The 26,323-nt window shown below is 71.4% G+C and carries 18 protein-coding genes; 12 read left to right on the plus strand and 6 right to left on the minus strand.

Going from position 1 to position 26,323, the window contains the following annotated elements:
• Window positions 1-147 precede the first annotated feature (147 nt).
• The 3 genes from ettA to RIN75_RS21640 all read left to right on the plus strand — a co-directional run bounded on the left by ettA (window position 148) and on the right by RIN75_RS21640 (window position 10,640).
• On the plus strand, window positions 148-1,824 hold the full coding sequence (gene ettA, locus RIN75_RS21630) for an energy-dependent translational throttle protein EttA (protein ID WP_309113808.1): 1,677 nt from the start codon (window positions 148-150) through the stop codon (window positions 1,822-1,824).
• 17 nt (window positions 1,825-1,841) lie between these two features.
• The gene (locus RIN75_RS21635) at window positions 1,842-5,468 is read left to right on the plus strand and encodes a hypothetical protein (RefSeq protein WP_309113809.1); all 3,627 of its coding nucleotides are present in this window, start codon (window positions 1,842-1,844) and stop codon (window positions 5,466-5,468) included.
• A gap of 207 nt (window positions 5,469-5,675) precedes the next feature.
• Window positions 5,676-10,640 carry an NAD-glutamate dehydrogenase gene (locus tag RIN75_RS21640; protein WP_309113810.1) on the plus strand — a complete coding sequence of 1,655 codons (4,965 nt, stop codon included), beginning with the start codon at window positions 5,676-5,678 and terminating at the stop codon, window positions 10,638-10,640.
• 457 nt (window positions 10,641-11,097) lie between these two features.
• Here the strand turns inward: RIN75_RS21640 and RIN75_RS21645 are convergent, their stop codons facing one another.
• Entirely contained in the window at window positions 11,098-12,747 is a 1,650-nt protein-coding gene (locus RIN75_RS21645; RefSeq protein ID WP_309113811.1) for a carbohydrate-binding module family 20 domain-containing protein, read from the minus strand.
• Window positions 12,748-12,860: 113 nt separating this feature from the next.
• On the opposite strand from RIN75_RS21645, the gene RIN75_RS21650 reads away from it, so the two are divergent.
• From RIN75_RS21650 to RIN75_RS21670, 5 genes are read left to right on the plus strand one after another with little or no spacing between them, the layout of a single operon-like run.
• A complete protein-coding gene (locus tag RIN75_RS21650; protein ID WP_309113812.1) occupies window positions 12,861-14,411 on the plus strand; it encodes a glycoside hydrolase family 13 protein in 1,551 nt (516 codons plus the stop codon).
• 11 nt (window positions 14,412-14,422) lie between these two features.
• Window positions 14,423-15,409 (plus strand): LacI family DNA-binding transcriptional regulator, encoded by a 987-nt coding sequence (locus tag RIN75_RS21655; RefSeq protein WP_309113813.1) that lies wholly within the window; start codon window positions 14,423-14,425, stop codon window positions 15,407-15,409.
• Complete coding sequence (locus RIN75_RS21660; protein ID WP_309113814.1) at window positions 15,406-16,347, plus strand: DNA glycosylase AlkZ-like family protein; 942 nt, start codon at window positions 15,406-15,408, stop codon at window positions 16,345-16,347. The genes RIN75_RS21655 and RIN75_RS21660 overlap by 4 nt, the downstream gene beginning before the upstream one ends.
• 48 nt (window positions 16,348-16,395) lie before the next feature.
• A complete protein-coding gene (locus RIN75_RS21665; protein ID WP_309113856.1) occupies window positions 16,396-16,827 on the plus strand; it encodes a thioesterase family protein in 432 nt (143 codons plus the stop codon).
• Window positions 16,820-17,446: a hypothetical protein gene (locus RIN75_RS21670; RefSeq protein ID WP_309113815.1), complete on the plus strand. Its 627-nt coding sequence runs from the start codon at window positions 16,820-16,822 to the stop codon at window positions 17,444-17,446. Before RIN75_RS21665 ends, RIN75_RS21670 begins: the two co-directional genes overlap by 8 nt.
• A 53-nt stretch (window positions 17,447-17,499) precedes the next feature.
• On the opposite strand, the gene RIN75_RS21675 is transcribed toward RIN75_RS21670, so the two are convergent.
• From RIN75_RS21675 to RIN75_RS21690, 4 genes are all read right to left on the minus strand, one after another.
• Complete coding sequence (locus tag RIN75_RS21675) at window positions 17,500-19,095, minus strand: glycoside hydrolase family 13 protein (protein WP_309113816.1); 1,596 nt, start codon at window positions 19,093-19,095, stop codon at window positions 17,500-17,502.
• Window positions 19,096-19,165: 70 nt separating this feature from the next.
• Window positions 19,166-19,549, minus strand: coding sequence for a globin (locus RIN75_RS21680; protein ID WP_309113817.1), 384 nt, complete (start codon window positions 19,547-19,549; stop codon window positions 19,166-19,168).
• Window positions 19,550-19,616: 67 nt separating this feature from the next.
• Entirely contained in the window at window positions 19,617-20,513 is an 897-nt protein-coding gene (locus RIN75_RS21685; protein ID WP_375295999.1) for a mechanosensitive ion channel family protein, read from the minus strand.
• Between the two features lie 24 nt (window positions 20,514-20,537).
• Entirely contained in the window at window positions 20,538-22,628 is a 2,091-nt protein-coding gene (locus tag RIN75_RS21690) for a prolyl oligopeptidase family serine peptidase (protein ID WP_309113818.1), read from the minus strand.
• A 186-nt stretch (window positions 22,629-22,814) separates the two neighbouring features.
• Here RIN75_RS21690 and RIN75_RS21695 point away from each other — a divergent pair, with 186 nt between their 5' ends.
• Entirely contained in the window at window positions 22,815-23,471 is a 657-nt protein-coding gene (locus RIN75_RS21695; protein ID WP_309113819.1) for an HNH endonuclease, read from the plus strand.
• Window positions 23,472-23,487: 16 nt separating this feature from the next.
• Here RIN75_RS21695 and RIN75_RS21700 read toward each other — a convergent pair whose 3' ends face one another.
• The gene (locus RIN75_RS21700; RefSeq protein ID WP_309113820.1) at window positions 23,488-24,009 is read right to left on the minus strand and encodes a hypothetical protein; all 522 of its coding nucleotides are present in this window, start codon (window positions 24,007-24,009) and stop codon (window positions 23,488-23,490) included.
• A 372-nt stretch (window positions 24,010-24,381) separates the two neighbouring features.
• Between RIN75_RS21700 and RIN75_RS21705 the strand changes: the two genes are divergently transcribed.
• Genes RIN75_RS21705 through RIN75_RS21715 form a run of 3 tightly spaced genes read left to right on the plus strand, consistent with a single transcriptional unit; the run spans window position 24,382 to window position 26,314 of the window.
• Complete coding sequence (locus RIN75_RS21705) at window positions 24,382-25,578, plus strand: MFS transporter (RefSeq protein WP_309113821.1); 1,197 nt, start codon at window positions 24,382-24,384, stop codon at window positions 25,576-25,578.
• Between the two features lie 27 nt (window positions 25,579-25,605).
• On the plus strand, window positions 25,606-25,848 hold the full coding sequence (locus RIN75_RS21710) for a hypothetical protein (RefSeq protein WP_309113822.1): 243 nt from the start codon (window positions 25,606-25,608) through the stop codon (window positions 25,846-25,848).
• Window positions 25,835-26,314: a DUF5130 family protein gene (locus RIN75_RS21715; protein ID WP_309113823.1), complete on the plus strand. Its 480-nt coding sequence runs from the start codon at window positions 25,835-25,837 to the stop codon at window positions 26,312-26,314. The genes RIN75_RS21710 and RIN75_RS21715 overlap by 14 nt, the downstream gene beginning before the upstream one ends.
• Window positions 26,315-26,323 lie beyond the last annotated feature (9 nt).

A 26,323-nucleotide genomic window follows, 5' to 3' on the forward strand; every position in this document is an offset into this window, starting at 1 on the left:
CGCTGGTCACAGCGCCCCACCTGAGCGGTCATCGCACGCTGTTACAGGTGTGGGTGACCCACGTTCGCGTTAACTCTGCGTTGTCGCATCCTTCGTTGCCGGCGTCCGAGGTACTTGCCCGATCGGCACCGCTCTACGATCGCGGGCATGGCCGAGTTCATCTACACCATGAAGAAGGTGCGCAAGGCGCACGGGGACAAGGTCATCCTCGATGACGTCACGATCATGTTCTACCCCGGTGCGAAGATCGGCGTGGTCGGCCCGAACGGGGCCGGCAAGTCGAGCGTGCTGAAGATCATGGCCGGCCTGGACACACCGGGCAACGGTGAGGCGTACCTCTCACCGGGCTACACGGTGGGCATCCTCCAGCAGGAGCCGCCGCTCAACGAGGAGAAGACCGTGCTCGGCAACGTCCAGGAAGGCCTGGGCGAGATCAAGGTGAAGCTGGACCGCTTCAACGAGATCGCCGAGAAGATGGCCGTCGACTACTCCGACGAGCTGATGGAGGAGATGGGTGCCCTCCAGGAGGAGTTGGACCACGCGAACGCGTGGGACCTCGACTCCCAGCTGGAGCAGGCGATGGACGCCCTGCGCTGCCCGCCGCCCGACGCCGACGTCAAGAACCTCTCCGGCGGTGAGCGCCGCCGGGTCGCCCTGTGCAAGCTGCTGTTGAGCAAGCCCGACCTGCTGCTGCTCGACGAGCCCACCAACCACCTGGACGCGGAGAGCGTCCTGTGGCTGGAGCAGCACCTCGCCCAGTACTCCGGTGCCGTCCTGGCGGTCACCCACGACCGGTACTTCCTGGACAACCTCGCCGAGTGGATCCTGGAGCTGGACCGGGGCAAGGCACACCCCTACGAAGGCAACTACTCCACCTACCTGGAGAAGAAGGCCGAGCGCCTCGCCGTCCAGGGCAAGAAGGACCAGAAGCTCCAGAAGCGCCTGAAGGACGAGCTGGAGTGGGTCCGGTCCGGCGCCAAGGCGCGCCAGGCCAAGTCCAAGGCCCGTCTCGGCCGCTACGAGGAGATGGCGGCGGAGGCGGAGAAGACCCGCAAGCTCGACTTCGAGGAGATCCAGATCCCGCCGGGCCCGCGCCTGGGCAACGTCGTGGTCGAGGTCGACAACCTCAAGAAGGGCTTCGGCGACCGCGTCCTGATCGACGGCCTGTCGTTCAGCCTGCCGCGCAACGGCATCGTCGGCGTGATCGGTCCGAACGGCGTCGGCAAGACGACGCTGTTCAAGACCATCGTCGGGCTGGAGGAGCCGGACTCCGGCACCGTCAAGATCGGCGAGACGGTCAAGCTGTCCTACGTCGACCAGAACCGCGCGGGCATCGACCCGAAGAAGAACGTGTGGGAGGTCGTCTCCGGCGGCCTGGACTACATCCACGTCGGCAACGTCGAGATGCCGTCGCGGGCGTACGTCAGCGCGTTCGGCTTCAAGGGCCCGGACCAGCAGAAGCCCGCGGGCGTGCTGTCCGGCGGCGAGCGCAACCGGCTCAACCTGGCGCTCACCCTCAAGCAGGGCGGCAACCTGATCCTGCTGGACGAGCCGACGAACGACCTGGACGTGGAGACCCTCGGCTCGCTGGAGAACGCCCTAGAGCAGTTCCCCGGCTGCGCCGTGGTCATCTCCCACGACCGCTGGTTCCTCGACCGCGTCGCCACCCACATCCTGGCGTGGGAGGGCACGGACGAGGACCCGGCCCAGTGGTACTGGTTCGAGGGCAACTTCGAGGGCTACGAGAAGAACAAGGTGGAGCGCCTGGGCGCGGAGGCGGCCCGACCGCACCGCGTCACCTACCGCAAGCTCACACGAGACTGAGCCGAGGTAGGGACATCGTGGCGGCGAGGGGCGAAGCGCAGGCGGACGTCGAGGTGAGCACGCTGGTCGTGCCCGCCTGGCGGCTGCGTTGGCGGGCACCGGAGCTGGCTCTGGTGCTGGGCGAGCGCGCGCTGGCGCTCGCCTCCGCTCGCCGCGACGAGGTCGACCGGTTGCGCGCGGAGTCGTTGGTGGTCTTCGCGAGCAACCGGATGGGCCGGGGCGTGCGGGTCGCCGACCGGGCGCTGGACGCCCTCAAGGCGGCCGAGTCGGAGGCCGAGCACGAGACGGCGTGGCGCCTGCGGGTCGAGCTGGCGGACATCGCCCGAGCCGTGGGCGCGCCGCTGACCGGGTTCGCCGCCGTCCGACCGGTGCTGGAGGCCGAGGGCGTTCCGGACGCCCTGCGGGCTTCGGCGCTGGTCCAGGCGAGCGAGTGCCTGGTGTCGGTGGGGCGGGGTTCCGCGCTGACCCAGGCGCTGGAGGAAGCCGACCAGCTCTACACCTCGGACCCGGTACTCGACCACGACACCACCCTGCTGCTGCGAGGCTTGCTCCGCGCCGCAGCGGCCGGCCAACACCGCCGCTGGGGTGACCTGGAGGCGGCGATCGCGGCGGCCCACGAGGGTGTGGAGCTGATCGACCAACTCACCGACCCCGAGTCCGACAGCGGCCAGGTGCGCGGTGCCCTGACCGTCGAGCTGGTCTGCGCCCTGATGGACGCGGACAAGCACGCCGAGGCGTCCGAGGCCGGCACCCCGTTCCTGGAACGCCCTGTCCGAGCCCCATCCGCAACAGCGTCCGGTTGGCTGCGCTTGGCGTTGGCGAGCCGAGTCCACCTCCCCGCAGGTCGCGTCGACCAGTCCCGCGATCTCCTCCGCGAGGCCGCCGAAAGCGCCGAACGGCACCAACTGGACACCTTGCAAGCCGAGAGCCTGCTGGCTTTGGCGCACGTGCACGAGGTATCCGGCGACCTGACCGAGGCCCTGGCCAACCTCCGCTCCGCCCACGCCGCCGAACGCCGGCGAGCCAGGGCTGTTTACGCCGTGCGCGCCCGCTTGGCCGCCGAGTTCTCCGGCGTGCACCGCCGGCCATCAGGCCTGCACGACCAGTTGGCCGCACTACTCCGCCAGACAACCTCGCCACATGCCCGCCCAGAGCCCGGCCTGACCCCGGAAACCAAGCAACAATTGCGCCAGTGGCGCCCAGTACAGGTCCACCGCACGGACGGCCTACGCGTGAAACGAGCCCGCCGAGCGGCCGAGGACATGACGGTGGAAGGCATCTCCGCCGCCAGGGCCCACGCCGCCGACCGCTGGCGCCTGGTCCACCCCTTCGGCGACCCCGCCAACTCGGGCACCCCAACCGGCTCAGCCGGCCCAGCGAGCCCAGCCAGCTCAGCCACCCCAGCCGGCTCGGCGAGCCCAGCCGACCCATCCCCCACCCGCTCCGGCCGCCGCCGCGCCCCGGAACCCACCCTTCCCGCCGACCCAACCTCCACCCAGGCAACCCCAGGCCAGGTGACTCCCACCCGGGCAACCCCAAACCCGGCACCCCCGGCCGCAGCGACCGCACCCCCGGCGACTTCAGCGTCGCCGACCTCGACTCCGGCCCAGCCAACTCCAGACCTGGCAACGCCGGACCCCGAAACCACCCGGGGCCGCCCCCAACACACCAGCACCGCCGAAGCCCGCCCCCGCCCCCGCGCCGGCACGTACCTGGAACAGGTCTTCGCCCCCCACGACCCTCCCTCCCCGCCCCTCTTCCCACCCCTACCGCCCGCCCTGCGACCCCAACCCCCGGCACCCACCGCCACCCAGCCGACGCCCCCCACCCCACCGACGGCTCACCCGACCCCACCCGCGCCACCGGCGGCTCAGCCGACGCCATCCGCACTGCCGACGCCATCCGCACCCCCGGTGACGTCGCAGCCCGCCATGCCGACGCCATCCGCTCCGCCCGTGACGTCGCAGCCCGCTACGCCGGCACCGCCGGTGACATCGCAGCCCGCTACGCCGGTGCCGCCCGGACTCCCGGTGACGTCGCAGCCCGCCGCGCAGGCGCCATTCGCTGTGCCCACGCCGCCCGAGGTGCCGGTGACGTCGCAGCCTGCCGCGCCGACGCCGCCCACCCCCCAACCGGCAGCCCCCCAACCACAGCCGGCAGCCGCGACGCCCGACCCGTCGCCGCAGCTCCCGCCCCCCGCGCCACGCTTCCCGGGAACCTCCTTCCCGGCGACGCCCTTCGTGTCGACCCCGATCACGTCGGCCGCCTTCGCCGCCTCGGACACGCTGTTCCCACCATCCACACCCGAGCCGACGCCCCCTCAGGTGACGCCGCCCGCTGAGCCCATGCAGCCGATCGAGCCCGCGTCAGAGGTCCCGTCTAGTGTGGCCATCCCGCCGGCCCAGCCTGCGACTCCGGAAATGCCGGTGAACCCGCCCGTCGTGCCACAGCCGGACGTTCCCCAGGCACCGGACGTTCCCCAGGCACCGGACGTTCCCCAAGTGCCCTCTGCGAGCGAGTCCGAAGCACCCGTCCTCCCCGCCCAGCCCGAAGCCGAGAAAGCAGCGGCGGCTCAGGAAGGTGCCGGGGAGCGGACGGTTTCCGCGGCTGGGCTCATCGCCGCGGCCGGCGCCGTGCGCAGTGGGCGGCGGCGGGCGGTTCGGGAGGCTGCTGAAGGGGAAGAGCAGGCCGTTGTTCCGCAGGGGTCGGACGGCGGGAGTGTGTTGGAGACCCTGAAGGCCGCCGGCCTGCTGGACTCCCAGCGGGCCGGTGGGCGGCGGCGGGCGCCGGAGGTGGAGGAGTCCGCTTCGGACGAGGTCGAGGTCCAGTGGCGGGTCGAGGCTCCCCAGCGGTTGCGGGAGGGTGCCGACGTGGACATGTTCGACTCGCCCGCCATGGTCAAGCCCTCCGAGCGGGACGAGGACCTGCCGCCGGTCGGGCTCGGGGCCGCGTTCATCAAGGGGCCGGTCATCCCCACCGCGCGGGTGCCCGAGCTGCCGGTCGAGTCGGACCTCGGGACGCCCACGGGGTTCCTCGGGTTCGGGGACGTCGAGCGCGACGAGCCCCCGGCAGCCCCGGCCCAGCCCACCCCGGCGCAACCGACTTCGGTCGATCCCGAAACCACCCCGATGTCCGAAACGTCTCCGACGTTCGAAGCCACACCGACGTTCGAAGCCACGCCGACGGCCGAACCCGCTCCGACCGCCGAAGTCACGCAGACGGCGGCCGAAACCCCGCTGTTGCCCGAAACCCCGGTGACGCCGGAGCCGGCGCCGGTGGAGGCGAAGGGCGAGGGTGAGGCGGAAGTGGAGACCGAAGGGGGTGAGCCGTTCGTGCGGACCGTGGTCGTCGGTGGGCGGACGGTGGACCTCACCGACGGCTCGCCCAGCGCCACCCGCGCCTCCCGCCGGCCCAAGAGCGACCTCAGCCTCGCCGAACTCCTCGCCGAAGCCCTCGTCGCCTACGAAGCCGGCCGCCGCGAGGACGAAGCCGCCCAAGCCCAGCAGCAGCACAGCCACGACGACAGCGCCGAGACCACGGTCCCGATCACCCCGGTGGCACCACCGCCGACCGACGTCGAGACCACGGCGCCCATCGCCCGGGTCACCGTCGAACCACCCCGGTGGACCCTGCCCGAAAGCTGACGAAAAGGAATTGAGGTTTTATTGAGGTTTCCCGCGGGTAACACAACCGGGGACGCCGAAAATAGTCCGTGCGGCCTGAATTTTCCACTTGACGGCAAGTGGCTCGATTCAGTGTCCAGGGTTGCTCCGACAGGGTGGAGCGAGTCTGGTTAAGTGGTGCGCGGACCCGGCACACAGAGGTGCCGGATAGCGTGGAGTCGCCTGAACATGACCTCGACTGGAGTCCCGTCCCGATCGGACCTCCCCACTCGCCACGACGCCGGTGCCGGCCGCACCCAGGCCAGTCCCGAACAAGCGCGTGACGAATTGATCGAACGGGCCGCCGCCGGCGCCCCCGAGCTCGCCGACCTGATCCGGTTGTACTACCGCCACGTGCCCGCCGAGGAAGTCAACGACGACGACCCGGTGGACCTGGTCGGCGCGGTGCGCTCGAACTACCAGCTCGCCGAGACCCGCGTGCCGGGTCGCCCGGTGGTGCGCATCCTCAACCCCACCCGCGCCCACGACGGCTGGACGTGCCCCGCGACCGTGGTGCAGGTCGTCACCGACGACATGCCCTACCTGGTCGACTCGGTGGCCTCCGAGCTGACCCGCGGCGGCGTCCAGGTGCAGCGGGTGGTCCACCCGATCGTGGTGGTCCGCCGCGACCCGGTGACCGGCGCGCTCAACGAGGTCCTGCCGACCGCCGACCCGGCCGACCCGCCGGGCGACGCGATGGCGGAGTCGTGGATGAACATCGAGGTCGACCTGCTCACCGACCCGGACCGGGCGCGCGAGCTGGAGACCAAGCTGCACACCGTCCTCAACGACGTCCGCGAGGTCGTCGAGGACACCAAGAAGATGACCGACACGGCCCTCCAGCTGGCCGACCAGCTCCAGGCCAGCCCTCCGCCCCTCAACCGCGAAGAGGTCGACGACGGCGCCCGCCTGCTGCGCTGGCTCGCCGCCGACCACTTCACCTTCCTCGGCTACCGCCAGTACGAACTGGTCCGCGACGACCCGGCGACCGGCGGCGAACCCGCCCTGCGCGCGGTCCTGGCCAGTGGGCTGGGCGTGCTCAGACAGGACAGCCTCGCGGCGCGCAGTCTCACCGCGGGCCCCGACGCGGGCGCGCAGGCACTCTCGCCCGAGCTGCTGGTGCTGACCCAGGCGAGCGCCCAGTCGAGCGTCCACCGGTCGGTGTACCCGTACTACGTCGGTGTGAAGACCTTCGACCCCGAGGGCAACGTCACCGGCGAGCACCGGTTCCTCGGCGTGTTCTCCACGACCGCCCTGCACGAAGACGTCCTGGACATCCCGGCCATCGAGCGCCGGGTCCGCGACGTCATCCACCGCGCCGGCTTCCCGCTGCACTCCTACTCGGGCCAGCGGATGCTGGAGGTGATCCAGAACTACCCGCGCACCGAGCTGTTCTCGGTCGACACGGACACCCTCTACCAGACCGTCACCGGCGTCATCGCGCTCGCCGAACGCCGCCGCCTGCGGCTGTTCCTGCGCCGCGACCCGTACGGCCGCTTCTACTCGTGCCTGGTCTACCTGCCGCGCGACCGGTACACCACGACCTCCCGCCTGGCCATGCAGGAGGTCCTGATCGCCGAACTCGGCGGCGTCAACCTGGAGTACAGCGCCCGCGTCGGCGAGTCCGCGCTGGCCCGCGTGCACTTCATGGTGCACACCGACCCGAACCGCCAGGTCGAGCCGGACACCGGCTACATCCAGAACCTGCTGGCCGAGGCGGTCCGCTCGTGGGACGACCGCATGGTCGAGGCGGTGCTGGAGGCGCAGGGCGACGGACTGGGCGCGGAATCGGCCTCCGAGCAGGGCCAGCGGTTCGCCGCGGCGTTCCCGGAGGCCTACAAGGAGGACTTCACCGCCGCCGAGGGCCTGGCGGACTTCCGGCGCATCGAGGCGCTGGGCCAGGGCGATCTGGACATGCAGTTCTACGTGCCGCGCGACGCGGAGCCGGGGGAGCGGCGGTTCAAGCTGTTCCTCGCGGGCGCCCGGATCACGCTGTCGGACGTGCTGCCGATGCTCCAGCGCATGGGCGTGGTGGTGGCCGACGAGCGCCCGTACGAGCTGGTCCGCGAGGACGGCACGGAGTGCTGGATCTACGACTTCGGCCTGCGCATCGACCAGGTGACCCTCGACCGGCTGTCCCAGGAGGACCTGGAGTCGGTCCGCACCCGCTTCCAGGACGCGTTCGCCGCCGCCTGGCGCGGTGAGGCGGAGGTCGACGGCTTCAACACCCTCGTCCTCAAGGGCGGCCTGACCTGGCAGCAGGCCGCGATGCTGCGCGCCTACGCCAAGTACCTGCGCCAGGCCGGCGTCGCCTACAGCCAGGACTACATCGAGGACGCCGTCCTGGGCCACACCGAGGTCGCCACGGCCCTGGTCCGGCTGTTCGAGGCCCGGTTCACGCCGGTCCTGGACGACGCCCACCGCGCGTCGCGCACCGAGGCGCTGGTCGCCGACATCACCGCGATGATCGACGACGTGACCAGCCTGGACGCGGACCGCATCCTGCGCAGCCTGCTCACCCTGGTGCAGGCCACGTTGCGCACCAACTACTTCGTGCGCGACGCCGACGGCAACCCCCGCCCGTACCTGGCGGTCAAGCTCGACCCGCGGGCCATCCCGGACCTGCCCCAGCCCCGGCCCCGGTTCGAGATCTTCGTGTACTCGCCGCGCGTCGAGGGCGTGCACCTGCGGTTCGGCCCGGTCGCGCGCGGCGGGCTGCGCTGGTCCGACCGGCGCGAGGACTTCCGCACCGAGATCCTGGGCCTGGTCAAGGCGCAGGCGGTGAAGAACTCCGTGATCGTGCCGGTCGGCGCGAAGGGCGGCTTCGTGGTCAAGCGCCCGCCGACCCCCACCGGCGACCCGGGCCTGGACCGCGAGGCGTTCCTGGCCGAGGGCATCGCGTGCTACCGCATGTTCATCTCCGGCCTGCTGGACCTGACCGACAACCTCAGCTCGGGCACCGTCATCCCGGCCCCGCAGGTGGTCCGGCACGACGGCGACGACACCTACCTGGTGGTCGCGGCGGACAAGGGCACGGCCTCGTTCTCCGACATCGCCAACGAGGTGTCCCAGTCCTACGGCTTCTGGCTCGGCGACGCGTTCGCCTCCGGCGGCTCGGTCGGCTACGACCACAAGGCCATGGGCATCACCGCCAAGGGCGCGTGGGAGAGCGTGAAGCGGCACTTCCGCGAGCTGGGCGTGAACACCCAGGCCGAGGACTTCACCGTGGTCGGCGTCGGCGACATGTCCGGCGACGTGTTCGGCAACGGCATGCTGCTGTCCGAGCACATCCGCCTGGTGGCCGCGTTCGACCACCGGCACATCTTCATCGACCCCAACCCGGGCGCGGCGACCAGCTACGTCGAGCGCAAGCGGCTGTTCAACCTCCCGCGCTCCTCGTGGGACGACTACGACCGCTCGCTGATCAGCCCCGGCGGCGGCGTGTGGCCGCGCACCGCGAAGTCCATCCCGATCAGCGAGCAGGCGCGCGAGGCGCTCGGCCTGCCCGAGGGCGTGGAGAAGCTGTCGCCGCAGGAGCTGATGAAGGCGATCCTGCTGGCCCCGGTGGACCTGCTGTGGAACGGCGGCATCGGCACCTACGTCAAGGCCGGCGCCGAGTCGCACGCCGAGGTCGGCGACAAGGCCAACGACGCCATCCGCGTCAACGGCGCCGACCTGCGGGTGAAGGTCGTCGGCGAGGGCGGCAACCTGGGCCTGACCCAGCGCGGCCGCATCGAGTTCGCCCGCGCCGGCGGCAAGGTCAACACCGACGCCCTGGACAACTCGGCCGGTGTCGACTGCTCCGACCACGAGGTCAACATCAAGATCCTGCTCGACGAACTGGTCCGCGAGGGCAAGCTCGACCGGCAGCAGCGCGACGAGCTGCTCGGCCAGATGACCGACGAGGTCGGCGAGCTGGTGCTGGCCGACAACTACTCGCAGAACCAGGTCCTGGGCGTGTCCCGGGCGCACGCGTCGCCGATGCTGTCGGTGCACGCCCGCCTGGTGGCCGACCTGGAGCAGCGCGGTCACCTCGACCGGGCGCTGGAGGCGCTGCCGTCGCCCGCGGAGTTCCGGGCGCTGGAGAAGGCCGGCGACGGCCTGACCTCGCCGGAGCTGGCGACGCTGCTCGCGCACGTCAAGCTCGCGCTGAAGGAGGAGGTGCTGGCCAGCGACCTGCCGACGATCGACGTGATCGCCCGCAAGCTGCCCGACTACTTCCCCAGCGAGCTGCGGCAGCGCTTCGCCGACGCGATCGGCAGCCACCCGCTGGCCCGCGAGATCATCACGACGGTGCTGGTCAACGAGGTCGTGGACGGCGGCGGCGTGTCGTACGCGTTCCGGCTGGCCGAGGAGATCAGCGCGTCCGCGACGGACGCCGTCCGGGCCTACACGGTCGTCACGGCGATCTACGACCTCCCGTCGCTGTGGCGGGACATCCGCGCCCTGGACACCAAGATCCCCACGGACGTCCAGGACGACATGGTCCTGGAGAGCCGCCGCCTGCTCGACCGCGCGTCGAGGTGGCTGCTCACCAACCGCCCGCAGCCGCTGGCCGTCGGCTCGACCATCGCCCGGTTCGCCGGCGTGGTGGGCGAACTGGCGCCGCGCACGCTGGACATGTTGCAGGGCCGGGAGAAGGAGTCCGTCCTCGCGCACGTCGCCCGCCTCACGGGCGAAGGCGTGCCGGAGGACCTGGCCCGCCGGGTCGCGGTGCTGCTGTTCACCTACGGCCTGCTGGACGTGACCGAGGTGGCGGAACTGGCCGAACGCGAGGGCGAGGGCCACGGCGTCGGACCGGAGCGCTCGCACCTGGAGACGGCGGAGCTGTACTTCGCGCTGTCCGACCACCTGGACGTGGACCGGATGCTCAGCTCGGTGAGCGGCCTGGAACGCGTCAACCGCTGGCACGCCTTGGCGCGCCTGGCCCTGCGTGACGACTTCTACTCGTCGCTGCGGTCGATCACCATCGACGTGCTGCGGTCGAGCGAGCCGGGCGACACCCCGGCCGAGAAGATCGCCACCTGGGAACAGGCCAACGCGTCGAGGCTGGGCCGCGCCCGCGCCGCCCTGGAGGAGATCAACCGGGCCAGCCGCCTGGACCTGGCCACCCTCTCGGTGGCCGCCCGCCAGGTGCGCAGCATGATCCGGTAGCACCGGTCGGGGCCGGGGTTCCGCAGGAGCCCCGGCCCCCTGCGCCCAGCTCGGGGTGTTCAGGTAGGCGTACCGGTCGATCTCGTCGATGGCTGTGCCCGCGTCGCTCGCCCGGTTCTCGTCGTTCAGCGTCCCGCCGAACGCATCGGTCTTCATCGGCAGCCCGCCGCCCTGGTGCAGGGTGTGGGAGACGAAGTTGGCGCAGTTGTCCTCGAACCGGTCGGCGGCGAGATCGCCGGCGGCGTCCTTCCGGCTGTCGTCCAACGCGGAGCTGCCCCGCCGGTGGATGTCGGCCGCCGACTGCTCGCAGTGCCGCGCCAGGCTCACCCAGTCGTCGGCGGCGGACTTCCAGGCGGTCGGGTCGGCGTCGCGGAGCGCGGCGAAGCTCACCATGCACCCACGAAAGCACCGCGGCCGGAAGCCGTGCGCACCGCGACAGCTTCCGGCCACGCGGTCCTCAGTCGCGCCAGGTGTCGTTCAGCGTCGCGGGTGCGGTGGCGGTGCGGTTCGAGCCGCTCTCCCAGGTCACCGCACCTGATGAGTCCTTGCGGATGTACTTGTACTGGAACGAAGTCCCGGCCGGCAGCGCCACCGAACCCCGCCACACCGGGTAGGACGCCGACGACAGCGCCACCGCGTTCGCCGTGTTCCACCCGCCCAGCGACGGGTGGTCGCCGACCACGAAGATGTTCTGCCCGAACGACGTCGTGGCCTGAACCGCGAACGACGTGGCCGAAACGGACGACGTGGCACCGACGTGCAACGCCAACGCCTCACCCGCGCCCACGGTCGCGGTGAAACGGCCTGCCGAGTCCACCGTCACCGGCGCACACCCGGACCGCTGCACATCGCAGTAAGTCCCGGCCGGCAGCGATGTCTGGAAGGTCCGCGTCAACGCCGAAGTCTCCCGGTTCACCACCACGAACCCGCGCGTCCCCCGCCCGAACGCGATCGCGTCACCGCCGTTGTCCCACCAGTTCACCACCGACGTCCCGGCCACGGTGTTGCGGAACTTCACCATGCCCGCGATCTGCGTCCACCGGTGCTGGCACTTCCACCCCACGTAGCACTCGGAGCCGGCGGGCGGCCCGGCGTCGTGGTCGGTGAACTCGTAGCCGGAGTACACGTTCGGGGCACCGTAGGGCCACGCCAGCATGAACACGTTCGCCAGCGTGTACGTCGACCCGTCGCGGTACGACAGCGTCGACCCGTTCCGCTCGGTGTCCCAGTTGTCCACGAAGGACCGCGCCTGACCCGAGGGCAGATACCCCCACGCCTGCCCGAAGTTGCTCAGGTAAGCCAGGTTCTCGTTCTGGAACACCCGCTTCAGGTCGTAGGCGTAGCGGAACTCGTCCACGTCACCCGACCCGGTGTACTCGCCGGGCTGCACGGCCTCGCCCGCCCCGTAGATCACCTCGTGCACCCAGAAGATCCCGGGGTTGGTCAGCTTGGCCTTGATCGCGGACAGGTCGGCCGCGGACATGTGCTTCGCCGCGTCCACCCGGAACCCGTCCACGCCCATCGCGATCAGCCGGTTCAGGTAGGCCGCGATGGTCGACCGCACGTACTCGCTGCCCGTGTCCAGGTCGGACAGCCCGACCAGTTCGCAGTTCTGGACGTTGTCGCGGTTGCGGTAGTCGGTGATGTTCGACCGGCAGGAGTGGAAGTCCCAGTCGCTGTAGTAGCCCGGGTAGTTGTACTTCGAGTAGGACGACCCGCCGGTCCCGACCCCGGACCCGGCGCTCATGTGGTTGATCACCGCGTCCGCGATGACCTTCACACCGGCCGCGTGACAAGTGTTGACCATGTTCCGGAACGCGGTCTCGTCACCGAGCCGCCCCGCGATCCGGTAGCTGACGGGCTGGTAGGACGTCCACCACTGGCTGCCCTGGATGTGCTCGGTGGCGGGAGAGACCTCGACGTACCCGTACCCCGCAGGCCCCAGGGTGGACGCGCACTCGGCCGCCACCCGGTCGAACGGCCACTGGAAGAGGGTCGCCGTGACGTCCTTCGGACCAGGGGGTGTTGCAAAACTTTGCGGAACGGTCAGCAGGCTGAACACCAGGGTCGCGCACAGCAGGAAGGCGCGCTTGGCTGAGGAAACCACGATGTCTCCTTCGGCAGGGATGTGCTCTAGGTCATACCACCTGCTGGACTTGCTGAAAACCTTTGCAAAGTATTTCATCGGTGCCGCCACTCCCGGAGGAAGGACGGAACACCATGAGCCAGGACTGGTGGCGCGAGGCCGTGATCTACCAGGTCTACGTGCGCAGCTTCGCCGACTCGAACGGCGACGGCGTCGGTGACCTGCCGGGCATCCGGTCCCGCCTCCCGTACCTCGCCGACCTGGGCGTGGACGCGGTGTGGATCACCCCGTTCTACTCGTCGCCGCAGGCCGACGGCGGCTACGACGTCGCCGACTACCGCGCGGTGGACCCGATGTTCGGCGACCTGGAGGACGCCCGCGCGCTCATCGCGGACGCCCACGACCTGGGCATCCGGATCATCGTCGACCTCGTCCCGAACCACACCAGCAGCGAGCACGAGTGGTTCAAGCAGGCCCTGGCAGCCGCCCCCGGCTCCCCGGAACGCGCCCGCTACCACTTCTGCGACGGCAACGGCGACCAGCCGCCCAACGACTGGGAGTCGATCTTCGGCGGCCCGGCCTGGACCCGCGTCCCCGACGGCCAGTGGTACCTGCACCTGTTCGCCCCCGAGCAGCCCGACCTGAACTGGGAGCGCCCGGAGGTCCGCGAGGAGTTCCTGGACGTCCTGCGCTTCTGGCTCGACCTGGGCGTGGACGGCTTCCGCATCGACGTGGCGCACGGCCTGGTCAAGGCGGACGGTCTGCCCGACGTGGGCCGCACCGAGCAGCTCAAGCTGCTGGGCACCGAGGCGCTGCCGTTCTTCGACCAGGACGGCGTCCACGAGATCTACCGCGACTGGCGCAAGGTCCTCGACTCCTACCCGGGCGTCCGGGTGGGCGTCGCCGAGGCGTGGACCCCGAGCCCCGAGCGCACCGCCCGCTACCTGCGCGCGGACGAACTGCACCAGGCCTTCAACTTCCACTACCTGACCGCCGAGTGGGACGCCGAAGCCCTCAAGACGGTCATCGACGACTCCCTGGCCGCGATGGCCCCGGTGCAGGCCCCGACCACCTGGGTGCTGTCCAACCACGACGTGCAGCGCCACGTCACCCGCTACGGCAGCCTGGCCCGCGCCCGCGCCGCCGCGCTGCTCATGCTGGCCCTGCCCGGCTCGGCCTACGTCTACCAGGGCGAGGAACTGGGCCTGCCCGAGGTCCTGGACCTGCCCGAGGAGGTCCTGCAGGACCCGGTGTGGGAGCGCTCGGGCCACACCGACCGGGGTCGCGACGGCTGCCGCGTGCCGATCCCGTGGACGCCGGACGGCCCGTCCTACGGCTTCGGCGACGGCGGCTCCTGGCTGCCGCAGCCCGCCACCTGGGGCGACCTCAGCGTCGCCGCCCAACAGGCGGACCGGTCGTCGACCTTCCACCTGTACCGCGACGCCCTGCGCATCCGCCGCAACCACCCGGCGCTCGGGCAGGGCGCGCACGTCGACTGGCTGGACACCCCCGCGAACGTCCTGGCCTTCACCCGTCGTGACTTCACCTGCGTGGTGAACCTGGGCGCCGAGGACGTCGAGGTCCCGTTCGACGGCGAGGTCCTGCTCGCCTCGGGCGACTGCACCGCCGAGAACGGCGCGCTGGTGGTGCCGTCTGACACGACGGTGTGGTGGCACCGGCCGTAGAGTCACCCGGTGTGACAGCGCGGCTCAGTGACATCGCGACCCAGGCAGGCGTGAGCGAGGCGACGGTCAGCCGGGTGGTCAACGGCAAGCCGGGCGTCTCGCCCGCCACCCGCCAGGCCGTCGTCGCCGCGATGGACGTCCTGGGCTACGAGCGCCCACCCCGCCTCCGGCAGCGCAGCGCCGGGTTGATCGGGCTCATCACCCCCGAGCTGAACAACCCGATCTTCCCGGCGTTCGCGCAGGTCATCGAGCAGGTGCTGAGCCGGGACGGGTTCACCCCGGTGCTGTGCACGCAGACCCCGGGCGGCTCCACCGAGGACCAGTTGACCGAGATGCTGGTCGACCGGGGCGTCAACGGCATCGTGTTCGTGTCCGGCCTGCACGCCGACACGACCGCCGACACCGACCGCTACGTCAAGCTGGCCGGCCGCGGCGTGCCGTTCGTGATGGTCAACGGCTACACCGACCGCATCAAGGCCCCGTTCGTCTCGGTGGACCACCGCGCCGCCGTCCGCCTGGCCGTCACCCACCTCCAAAACCTGGGCCACGACCGCATCGGCCTGGCCGTCGGCCCGTCCCGGTTCGTGCCGGCGCAGCGCATGGTCGAGGAGTTCATCGATCTGGACCGCGACCCGGAGCTGGTCGAGCACTCCCTGTTCACCGTCGAAGGCGGCCAGGCGGCGGCGGACACCCTCTACGACCGCGGCTGCACGGCCGTCGTCTGCGGCAGCGACCTGATGGCGTTCGGCGCGATCCGGGCGGCCCGCCGCCGGGGCCTGCACGTGCCCCGCGACATCTCCGTGGTCGGCTTCGACGACTCCCCGCTCATCGTCTTCGCCGACCCGCCGCTGACCACGATCCGCCAGCCCGTGGAAGCCATGGGCCAGGCCGCCGTGCACGCCCTGCTGGAGGAGATCGGCGGCACCCCGGCCCCGCACGCGGAGTTCGTCTTCCAGCCGGAACTGGTGGTCAGGGGCTCCACCGGAGCCAACCGGTGACCGTCCTCGCGCAACGGATGCGCGCCCAACGCCTCTCCGACCGGGCCGCGACCACCGAGGAACTCCTCGACTCGGTCCTGGCCCTGCAAGCCCAGGACGTCAACGCCCTCAGGCTCGCCGCCCGAGCCCGGGGCGTGCAGTCGCTGACCGGCCCGATCGTCCGCACGTGGGCCATGCGGGGAACCCTGCACCTGATGCTGTTGGACGATCTGTGGGTTTTGGGTCCCCTTTCCACACTCATCGTCCAGCGCGGCAAACGCAGGCGCCTGGAACTCGGCCTGACCGACGACCTCTGCGCCCGCGCCCTGCCCGCCCTGCGCGAGATCCTCACGGAGCCGCTGACCCGGTCGGCGGTCGTCACCCGCCTGGCCGTGGTCGGTATCGCGCTCGACCCCAAGTCCCAGGCCCCGGCGCACCTGATGGCCTACGCGGCGGCCAACGGCGTCCTGTACCGCACGCTCGACGACGAGTACGCGCTCCTCCCGGACCTCCCCGAGCCCGGCACCGTCGAACAGCTCTGGCGTCGCTACCGGCGCGCGTACGGCCCGGCCACCGTGGACGACTTCGTCGCGTGGAGCGGCCTGCCGAAGTCCCAGGCGCGCGACCTGCCCGAGCTGGCCGACGAACCGGCCCCGCCCACCGGCGGCACCACCCGGATGCTGGGCCACTTCGACACCTACCTGCTGGGCTACAAGGACCGCAGCCTGGCGCTGGATCCGGCGCACGCACGGCTCATCCAGACCGGCGGCGGCTTCCTGACCCCGCACGTCGTGGTGGACGGCCGCGTCGTGGCGACGTGGCGGCGGACCGCGACCGGCTTCGCGGTTCACCCCTTCGGTGACCGCCCGGACGTCGCGGCGGAGGTCGCCGACCTCGCGCGGTTCCTCGGCGTCGACGGGGAACTAACCTGGGACGGGGGCCTGGTGCCTGCGAGATAAGGTCTCGTGGATCCACACAGGGTCCCGACAGTGGGAGGCGCGTTCAAGTTGGGTGTGTTCGTCACGGGAGTGCGTCCGAGGTGGTCGGACATGGACGCGTACGGCCACGTCAACCACGCCAACACGGTGACCCTGCTGGAAGAGGCCCGGATAGACCTCCTGTTCACCGAGGCGGCGCGGCACGGCGTGCCGGACATGGCGGGCGGCATGGTGGTGGCCCGCCTGGTGGTCGACTACCTGACGCCGCTGGTGTTCACCGGTGACGAGATCGTGGTGGAGGTGTCGGTCCGGGAATTGAAGTCGGCCTCCTTCACGTTGGACTACCTCGTACGCAACGGGCGCCGCGAGGGGAGCCCGGTGGTCGCGACCGCCGAGACCCTGATGGTGCCCTACAACCTCACGGCCGGACGTCCGCGCCGTCTACTCGAAGCCGAACGCGACTTCCTCGCGGGCTGGCGTGCCGGAGGCAACGGTGCCTGAACTGGTCCTGGCCGACCCGTCCGAGCGCGACGACCTCGGTGCCTTCGTGGCCCGAGCGGTCCGCCTGGACGCGAACACCGTCGTCCGGCTGCGCAACCGCCCGTCCGGCGGCCTGCTGGACGCGTGGGTGGCGACCCCCTTCGACACCCTGGCGACCCGCACCGTGGCCGGCCAGGTGAGCCCCGGGGACGTCACGGTCTCCGGCACCGACCTGCTGACCGGCTTGGCGGTGGTCCGCAGCGAGACCATCGACCCGGGCGCACCCAAGGACCTGATGTGGCGCTCGGCGCTGCCGCCGGCGGAGGGCTGGCAGCAGGTGGACCGCCTGCCGGGGAACGTGGTCTCGGAGTTGGCGGAGCAGGGCGTCGCGGTGGCCCGCGAGAACACCGGTCCCCACGGCACCCCGCCGGCGTCGCTGCTGGACCAGACGGTGCTGACGGTGAGCGGGTCGGGCTTGGACGTGAAGGTCCCGCTGCGCTGCCTGTTCGCGTTGTCCGGCATGGGCTTCCTGGGCGGCGACGACGTCCGCGTGACCGCGACGGACTCCTGGCTCCGCATCGACGCCCGCTTCGGCGCCGTCGTCCGCCGCCGCCACTCCATGCTGCCGCTGCTGGTCTGACTCTTATCCGGGGTTGTCGCAGGACATCCTGCGACAACCCCGGGATGGTGTGCTCAGACCAGCCACACCGCGGTGTCAGGCGGCAGTTGAGGACCGTCCATCGGCCCACTGGCCAACAAGATCTCCCCGGGCGGCAGCGGCACCGGCCCACCGGACGTGTTCAGCGCGCAGATCAACCCACCGCCCTTGCGCCGAAAAGCGAAGCACCCCGCCGGAGCCCCGTACCACTCGACCTCGTCCCCGCCGATCGCCGGGTGCGACTTCCGCAGCTCCAGCGCGTGCCGGTACAGCGACAGCATCGACTCCGGGTCTTCCAGCTGCGACTCGGCCGTCAGCGAGCCCCACTCGTTCGGCTGGGGCAGCCAAGTCCCCGCCCCGGTCGTGAAGCCGAACGGAGGGACGGCGCCCTCCCACGGCAGGGGCACCCGGCAGCCGTCGCGGCCACGCTCCGCGTGCCCCGAGCGGAGCCAGGTCGGGTCCTGGAGGGCCCAGTCGGGCAGCTCCACGTTGGGCAGGCCCAGCTCCTCGCCGTTGTACAGGTAGACCACCCCGGGCAGGGCCAGCTCCACCAGCGCCATCGCCCGCGCCCGCTTGGTCCCCAGCGCCCCGCCGCCGTAGCGGGTCACGTGCCGGACGACGTCGTGGTTCGACAGGGTCCACGTCGGAGGCGTGTCGTAGGGCTGCACGGCGGCCAGGGAGTGCTCGATCGCCGAACGCACCGCGTCCGCGTCGAAGGGGGCCTCGACCAACCGGAAGTTGAAGCCCAGGTGCAGCTCGTCGGGCCGGATGTAGCGGGCGAAGCGCTCGTCGTCCTTGACCCAGATCTCGCCGACCGCCATCCGGCCCGGGTACTCGTCCAGCACCTTCCGGATCATCCGGTGCACGTCGTGGACGGCGTCGTTGTCGAACCGCGGGTCCAGGACGTTGTCGTGCATCACGCCCGAGCCCTGGGCCGCGCGCGGGTCCATGTTCGGCAGGCCGTAGGGCTTGGCCATGCCGTGGGCGACGTCGATCCGGAACCCGTCCACACCGCGGTCCAGCCAGAACCGCAGGGTCCGGGCCAGGTCCGCGGGGACGTCCGGGTTCTCCCAGTTCAGGTCGGGCTGCTCGGGGGCGAACAGGTGCAGGTACCACTGGCCGTCCGCGACCCGGGTCCACGCCGAGCCGCCGAAGACGCTGGTCCAGTTGTTCGGCGGCTGGGAGCCGTCGTAGCCCTGCCCGTCCCGGAAGAAGTACCGATCCCGCTCGGCGCTCCCCGGACCGGCCCGCAGCGCCGCCTGGAACCACTCGTGGCGGTCGCTGGTGTGGTTCGGGACGAGGTCGACGGTGACCCGGATGTTGTGCTCGTGCGCTTCGGCGACCAGGCGGTCGAAGGCGGCCAGGTCGCCGAACAGCGGGTCGACGTCGCGCGGGTCGGCCACGTCGTAGCCGTGGTCGGCCATCGGGGACGTGTAGAACGGCGTGAGCCACAGGGCGTCGACGCCGAGCAGTTCCAGGTAACCCAGCCGGGAGCGGATGCCCTCCAGGTCGCCCACGCCGTCGCCGTCGGAGTCGGCGAAGGAACGCACGTAGACCTGGTAGAAGACGGCGTCACGCCACCAGGCGGACTCGTCGGCGATCTCTGGTTGGAGGTCGGAGGATCGTCGCACGAGGTGTCATCCTGCCACCCGACGAGCCGTCACCCGTCCCCGTTCGGGTGATCACGGTGGGGGTCGACGATCACACCCAGGCGTTCATGAGGCTGTTCGCGGCCATCTCCAGGTACGCCCACAGCTGGTCGCGGTGCTCCGGCGACAGGTCGGCCTCGTCCACCGCGACGCGCATGCAGCGCAGCCAGGCGTCCCGCTCCACGGGACCGATCACGAACGGGGCGTGCCGCATCCGCAGCCGCGGGTGGCCGCGCTGGTCGGAGTAGGTGTGCGGGCCGCCCCAGTACTGCATGAGGAACAGGCGGAAGCGCTCCTCGGCGGGGCCGAGGTCCTCCTCCGGGTAGAGCGGGCGCAGCACGGGGTCGTCGGCGACCAGCTCGTAGAAGCGCGCGACGATCTTGTGGAACGTCTCGTACCCGCCCACCGCTTCGTAGAAGTTCTCGGTACTGGTCACGCTTCCATCCTGCCTCAAGTCCCGGGGGCGCTCACGCCTCGGGCGGGATGCCGCCTCCCGGGGGCGCTCACGCTTTGAGCGAGATGCCGGCGTCCTCCAGCGCGGGCATCAGCTTGGCCCGCAGCGCCCGCTGCACCGCCCACTGCCGACCCGGCCGCACCTTGACCGTCACCCGCATGGTGATGCCCTCGGGCGTCACCTTCTCCACGCCCAGCACCTGCGGCTTGTCGATGGTGTCCTTCTCCAGCGACTCCTCCGCCACGGCCGCCAGCGCCGCCGACGTCAGCACCTCGGTCGCCGACGCCAGGTTCGCCCCGTACGCCAGCGGCAGGTCCACCACGGCCACCGCGAAGCCCTGCGAGGAGTTGCCGACCCGCAGGATCTCGCCGTTGCGGACGTACCACACCGTGCCGTTGGTGTCGCGAATCGTGGTGATGCGCAGGCCCACCGACTCGACCGTGCCGGTCGCCGGGCCCAGGTCGACCACGTCACCGACCCCGTACTGGTCCTCCAGCATCATGAACATGCCGGACAGGAAGTCCTTGACCAGGTTCTGCGCGCCGAAACCGATGGCGACGCCGAGGATGCCGGCGGAGGTCAGGATCGGCGCCACGTTCATGCCCAGTTCGGTGAGGACCTGGATGAACGCGATGCCGAACACCACGATCGTGGTGACCGACTTGAGGACCGAGCCGATGGTCTTGGCGCGCTGCTCCCGCCGCTCGGACACCAGCCCGTTGAGGGCCTGGGGGGCGCGTTCGCGCAGGGGCTTGAGCAGCTTGGGCTTGCGGCCCTCCGACGAGCCCCTGGTCAGCCGATCGATCAGTCGCCGCAGCACGAACCGGACGACGACCGCGATGAGCACCGTGAGCGCGATCCGCAGCGCCCCTTCGGCGATCTTCGGGCCGTTCTCCACCCACCAATCGACTGCCAGCGTCGACTCGACGTCCACCGACAGAACCACCGGCTCATTCCTCCTCGATCTACCTCAGGCGAACTCCAACCCGGTCGCACCGGCCAGGAAGGTCAACTGGTCCACGGCGAGGCCGAGCGACCGGCTCACCGATCGGCCCGCGTGCCCCACCTCGGTCTCCCGGCGCAGGAGCACGGGGTGCTTGGTCGGATCGCTCGCCGTCGCGTGCTGGAGCGCGGCGCACATCTTCCGGGCGTGGTTGGGGTCCACGCGGCTGTCCGACTCGAACACCGTGAACAGCACCGAAGGGTACTCAACGCCGGGCCGGACCCGGTGGTACGGGGAGTAGGACAGCAGCCACGCCAGCTCCTCGGGGACCGCCGCGCTGCCGTACTCCTCCGCCCACAGCCGCCCGAGCAGGAAGTTCTCGTACCGCACCATGTCCAGCAGTGGCGCTGAGCACACCACGGCCGCGTACAGCTCCGGCCGCTGGGTCAGGGCCGCGCCCACGAGCAGACCGCCGTTCGAGCCGCCCATGATCGCGAGCTGCTGCGGCGAGGTCCACCCGTCGGCGATCAGCTTCTCCGCCGCCGCGTGGAAGTCGTCGAACACGTTCTGCTTGCGCTCGCGCATCCCGGCCCGGTGCCACTCCTCGCCCTCCTCGTCGCCGCCGCGCAGCGAAGGCAGCGCCCACACGCCGCCCGCCTCGACCCATGCCAGCGCCGTGGCGCGGTAGCCGGGCCCCTGGCCGACCGCGAAGCCGCCGTAGCCGGTCAGCAGGGCGGGCCGGGGCAGGTCGGGCGTGGCGCGGCCGGACACCACGAACATCCGCACGGTCGTGCCGTCCGCGGAGGTGTACTCGACCTGCTGCGTGGTCAGCTCCGGCAGCTGGACCGCGCCCGGCGCGGCGGCGTGCAGGACCGTCTCGCCGCTCGACTTCGAGAACTTGTAGACCGACAGCGGCGTCACGAAGTCCGACCAGCCGAACCACAGCACGTCCCGGGCGACCTCGGTGCGATCGTCCACAGTGGACCAGCCGTGCAGTGAACCGGTGCCGGGCAGGGGGATCTCGCCCAGCCACTTGCCGTCGGGCGCGTGCAGGTGCAGTTCGGACACCGCGTGCCGGGTGCGCAGCAGGACCAGCGACCCGTCCAGCCAGGTCACGCCGTCCAGCACCGAGTCCGGCTGCTCGGGCACCAGCTCGGTCCACTCGGTCGGCCGCGCCGGGTCGGCCGCGCACAGCCGGAACCGGGGCGCGTCGAGGCTCGTGCGCAGGTAGAGCCGGTCGCCCTCGACCCACGCCGAGCACTGGGCGCCCGCCTCGGCGGAGATCACCTCGCGCAGCTCGCCGTCGCCGTGCAGGTCGGCGATCCACACCGAGTCCCGCCGGACCGTGCCGGGCGCGCCGTTGACGACCAGCCACCGGCCGTCGTCGGTGAGCGACAGCCCGTAGTAGTAGGTGTGGTCGAGGCCGTCGCCGTGGACGTTCACGTCCTGCGCCGGGTCGGTGCCCACGCGGTGCCGCCAGACCCGCCGGTGGAACTGCCGCTCGTCCTCGGGCACCAGCTCCGGGTCGACGCGGCGCACGTAGAAGAACTCCTCGCCGCCGGGCAGCCAGCCGACGGGGGAGTAGCGGCACCGGTCGATCGGGCCCTCGACCAGCTCGCCGGTCGCCACGTCCAGGACGTGCAGCAACGAGTGCTCGTCGCCGCCCACCGACACCTGGTAGGCCAGCCGCGTGCCTTCCAGGGACGGGGACCAGCGGTCCAGCGTGGTGCGGCCGGACGGGTCGAGCGCGGTGACGTCCAGCAGCACGCGCTCCTCCCCGTTCTCCAGCACGTAGAGGACGGGGAAGTCCTGCTCCGGCCCGCGCCGGGTGTAGAACGCCCGCCCGGCCCGCCACACCGGCGTGCCCACTGAACCGGTACGCATCAGCTCGGCCAGGCGTTCACCGAGGGCGTCCCGGCCGGGTTGGGCGTCCAGCCAGGCGCGGGTGAGCACGTCCTGGGCGGCCGACCACTCGGCCGTGCGGGGGTCGGCGGGGTCCTCCAGCCAGCGGTAGGGGTCGGGCACCGGGTGCCCGTGCAGCCGTTCGACCAGGTCGAGGCGTGCCGCGGCGGGGTAGGCGATCGTCGCGGGCGGGGCCGCGGGTGAGGGGTGCGTCACCTCGCCGAGGTTAGCGCGGGATGAAAACCATGTGCGTTAGGGCTGCGCCTCGACCACCGCGCGAGTCGTCCTGGACGCCCGGGTTCACCGAAGTTTTGATCTCGGCTCCATGACGCGTCACGTATCACACGTGATTTTTGGGGGTGAAGTGTGGTCTGCTATGGCTGAACCGGTGGAGGTGGTCGCGTGCCAGACCGACAACCCACCCCGATCGGCGCCCTGGCGAACGCCGGGATCGCGTCGTTGGCCCCGTCCGGCCAAAAACAGGCTGTCGTGCACGCCGTGGTGGACGGGGGAGGGGCCGGTCCGGCGCCCAAGGCCTTCCCCTGGGGAAGACGGAAGGTCCTGCTGCTCAACGCCACGTTCGAGCCCCTCACCGCGCTGCCGCTGCGGCGCGCGGTGGTGCTCGTGGTGTGCGGCAAGGCGGAGGTGGTGCACGGCGACCCGGCGGGCGCCGTCGTCCATTCCTCCACGTCCGAGGTCGTCGTACCGTCAGTGATCAGGTTGAGCAACTACGTGCGCGTGCCGTACCGGGGGCGGGTGCCGCTGACGCGGGCCGGTCTGATGCACCGGGACCGGTACCGCTGCGCGTACTGCGGCGGACGTGCCGAGACGATCGACCACGTGGTGCCCCGGAGTCGGGGTGGGGCGCACTCGTGGACCAACTGCGTGGCCTGCTGCGCCAAGTGCAACCACCGCAAGGCCGACAAGCTGCTGTCCGAACTGGGCTGGCGGCTGCGGGTCGTGCCGGCCGCGCCGCGCGGGCCGCACTGGCGGCTGCTGGCGGGCGTGACCGAGGCCGATCCGCTGTGGCTGCCCTACCTGGGCGAGCCGGCGGCGTAGGGCGGGCGGGGGCGGGTCAGGCGGCGAGCGCGAGGTCGTCCTGGGTCGCGGTGATCCGCACGCTGTCTCGTGCGGTGATGCGGACGCTGTCTCGTGCGGTGATGCGGACGCTGTCCCGTGCGGTGATGCGGACGCTGTCCCGGGCCGTGATGCGGACGGAGTCGCGGGCCGTGATGCGGACGGAGTCGCGGGCGGTGATGCGGACCGAGTCGCGCGCCGTGATGCGCACGCTGTCCCGCGCGGTGATGCGGACCGAGTCGCGGGCGGTGATGCGGACCGACGCCGTGATGCGGACCGAGTCCCGGGCCGTGATGCGCACCGAGTCCCGGGCCGTGATGCGCACCGAGTCCCGGGCCGTGATCCGGACCGAGTCCCGGGCCGTGATCCGGACCGAGTCCCGGGCCGTGATCCGGACCGAGTCCCGGGCCGTGATCCGGACCGAGTCCCGCGCGGTGATGCGCACGCTGTCCCGGGCCGTGATGCGGACCGAGTCGAGCAGACCGGTGATGCGGACGGAGTCCCGGCCGGTGATGCGCACCGACTCGGAGGTAACCGTGGGCAGCTGAACAGGCGTAACCGGCTCGTCCATTCGGGTGTACGACGAAAGGGTGAGGGAGGCAGCCTGGGCGCGGTTCGCGGTGTACATGTCGTGTCCTCCGAGACTCATCGGGCGGGAATTAGTATCCGGAAACGGATGCGCAAGACCCGTACAGGTGAAAAGCTAGAAGCCGAGTGGGCGGAGGACAAGACGCCAAACCGGCCGCCATTCGCCTCCTTCCGGGGGAAGTCCGGACGGGTGTACTCACTGCGACAGTAGAACCGTTCGGTTGCTACTTTCCGCCACTGTGGACACCGTGCGTAACGTGACGTCTGCTTGAGAGTCGTTCAGATCACAGACGGGTCTTCAGACGTGGAGCGGTCGATCGGCATCCAGGGCGTCCACACGCCGGCGTTCCGGCTGCTGACGGGCGCGTGGATCACGTCACTGGTCGGCGACGGGGTTCGCACCGTGGCCCTCCCGCTCTACACGGCCGTCAGCACGCGCAGTCCGCTCGCCGCGTCCGCCGTGGCCGTCGCCGTCGTGCTCCCGTGGCTGGTGGTGGCGCTCCCGGCGGGCGTCCTGGTCGACCGGTGGCGGCCCCGGCTGGTCGTCGCCGTCGCGCACGTCTTCCGGGCTCTGGTAACGGGACTGCTCGCGTGGGCCGTGTTCACAGACAGCGCCGGGGTCGCGCTGCTGTGCGCGCTGGGGTTCCTCCTCACCAGTGCGGAGACCTTCGCCGACAGCGCGTCGCAGGTGCTGCTGGTGGCGCTGGCCGGTCCGACCGACCTGGAGGCCGCCAACAGCCGGTTCGTGACCGCGGAGACGGTCGGCATGGACCTGGTCGGCCCGCTCGCGGCCAGCCTGCTGTTCTGGTGGCACCCGGCCGCGTGCTTCGCCCTGGACGCGCTGACGTTCGTGGTGGCGGCGGCGTTCGTGGCGCGGCTGCCCGAGGTGGCGGGACAGGGCCGGTCGGGGACGTTGCGCGGGCAGTTCACCGAGGGCCTGGGGTACCTGTTCCGCAACCCGGGGCTGCGGGTGCTGGTGCTCGCGGTCGGGATCTCGGCGGTGTGCGCGGCGGCGGTCAACGCGATGCTGGCGCTGTACTCGATCACCGTGCTGGGGCTGCCCGAGGAGTGGGTGCCGTGGCTGGTGGTCGTGATGTCGCTGGGGGCGCTGTCGGGGGCGCGGCTGAGCCCGGTGCTCGCGGCCCGGCTGGGCGGCGCGCCGGTGATGGTGGGGGCGCTGGCGCTGCTCGGGGTGGCGTTCGCGGTGTTCGGCGGGGTGCCGTGGGTGCCGGTGGCGGTCGTGGCGGCGTTCTGCTTCGGGTTGGCGTCGGCGGGCTGGAACGTGCTGTCGGCGACCCGGCGGCAGCGGTTGACGCCGGTGCCGATGATGGGCCGGGTGACCAGCGCGTACCGGGTGCTGGCGTGGGGGCTGTCGCCGATCGGGGCCGGTCTGGCCGGTCCGCTGGCCGCCGCGACGACGTTGGGCGCGGTGTACCTGGTGGCGGGCGGGGTGGTCGTGCTGACGGCGGTGGTGCTCGCACGCCCCCTCGCCCGGACGTGACCGGGTGGATCGGTTACCGTAACCGCCGTGACCATCGTGGAGACCGTGCTCGTCTTCGCGCTGATCCCGCTGGCCATCTACGGCGTGATCACGCTATTGACGCTGAGGCCGAAGGCCACCCGCATCCCGCGGTACCGCCCGGGCCAGGAGTGGAACTACGCGCCCGTGTGGTGGAGCGCGAACCCCGCGGGGCTGAACGCAGACCACCACGCCGAGTCGAGCCCCGTGCCGGGCCCGACCGCAAGGGGAGGTGCCCGTGGCAACTGGTAGTCACGTCGCCAAGGTCGACCCGGCCACCCTCCCGGTGGGCGCGGTCGTGACCAACAGCGGCCGGGTCTCCGCCGCGAAGATGTACGAGCCGCAGGCGCCCAGCCTGCCGTTCACGCCGGTGCAGCTGGCGAGCCTGGACGAGGCGCTGACCCTGGCCAGCCGGACCACCGGCCTGGACTTCAGCGTGTACCTGGGCGAACTGGGCTCGGACACCCGCGCCCGGGCCGAGGAGCTGCACGCTTCCACCCCGCGCCCGTCGCACGCGGTCCTGGTGGCCGTGTCCCCGGGCGAGCGCGCGGTCGAGATCGTGACCGGCGAGGAGTCCCACCGCCGGCTCGCGGACCGCGGCGCCAAGCTCGCGGTGATGAGCATGGTGGCGTCCTTCAAGGAGGGCGACATCGCCGGCGGCCTGCTCAGCGGCCTCCGCATGCTGACCGACCAGGCCGGCAGCGCTCCGCGCTCCTGACCCCTCTGC

Source organism: Saccharothrix sp. (genome assembly GCF_031180885.1).
GTDB lineage: Bacteria > Actinomycetota > Actinomycetes > Mycobacteriales > Pseudonocardiaceae > Actinosynnema.

What these genes read in the sequence shown, in the direction of transcription:
- RIN75_RS21640 (WP_309113810.1), top strand. Translation starts at nt 5,676, where the DNA reads ATGACCTCGACTGGAGTCCCGTCCCGATCGGACCTCCCCACTCGCCAC.
- ettA (WP_309113808.1), top strand. Translation starts at nt 148, where the DNA reads ATGGCCGAGTTCATCTACACCATGAAGAAGGTGCGCAAGGCGCACGGG.
- RIN75_RS21650 (WP_309113812.1), top strand. Translation starts at nt 12,861, where the DNA reads ATGAGCCAGGACTGGTGGCGCGAGGCCGTGATCTACCAGGTCTACGTG.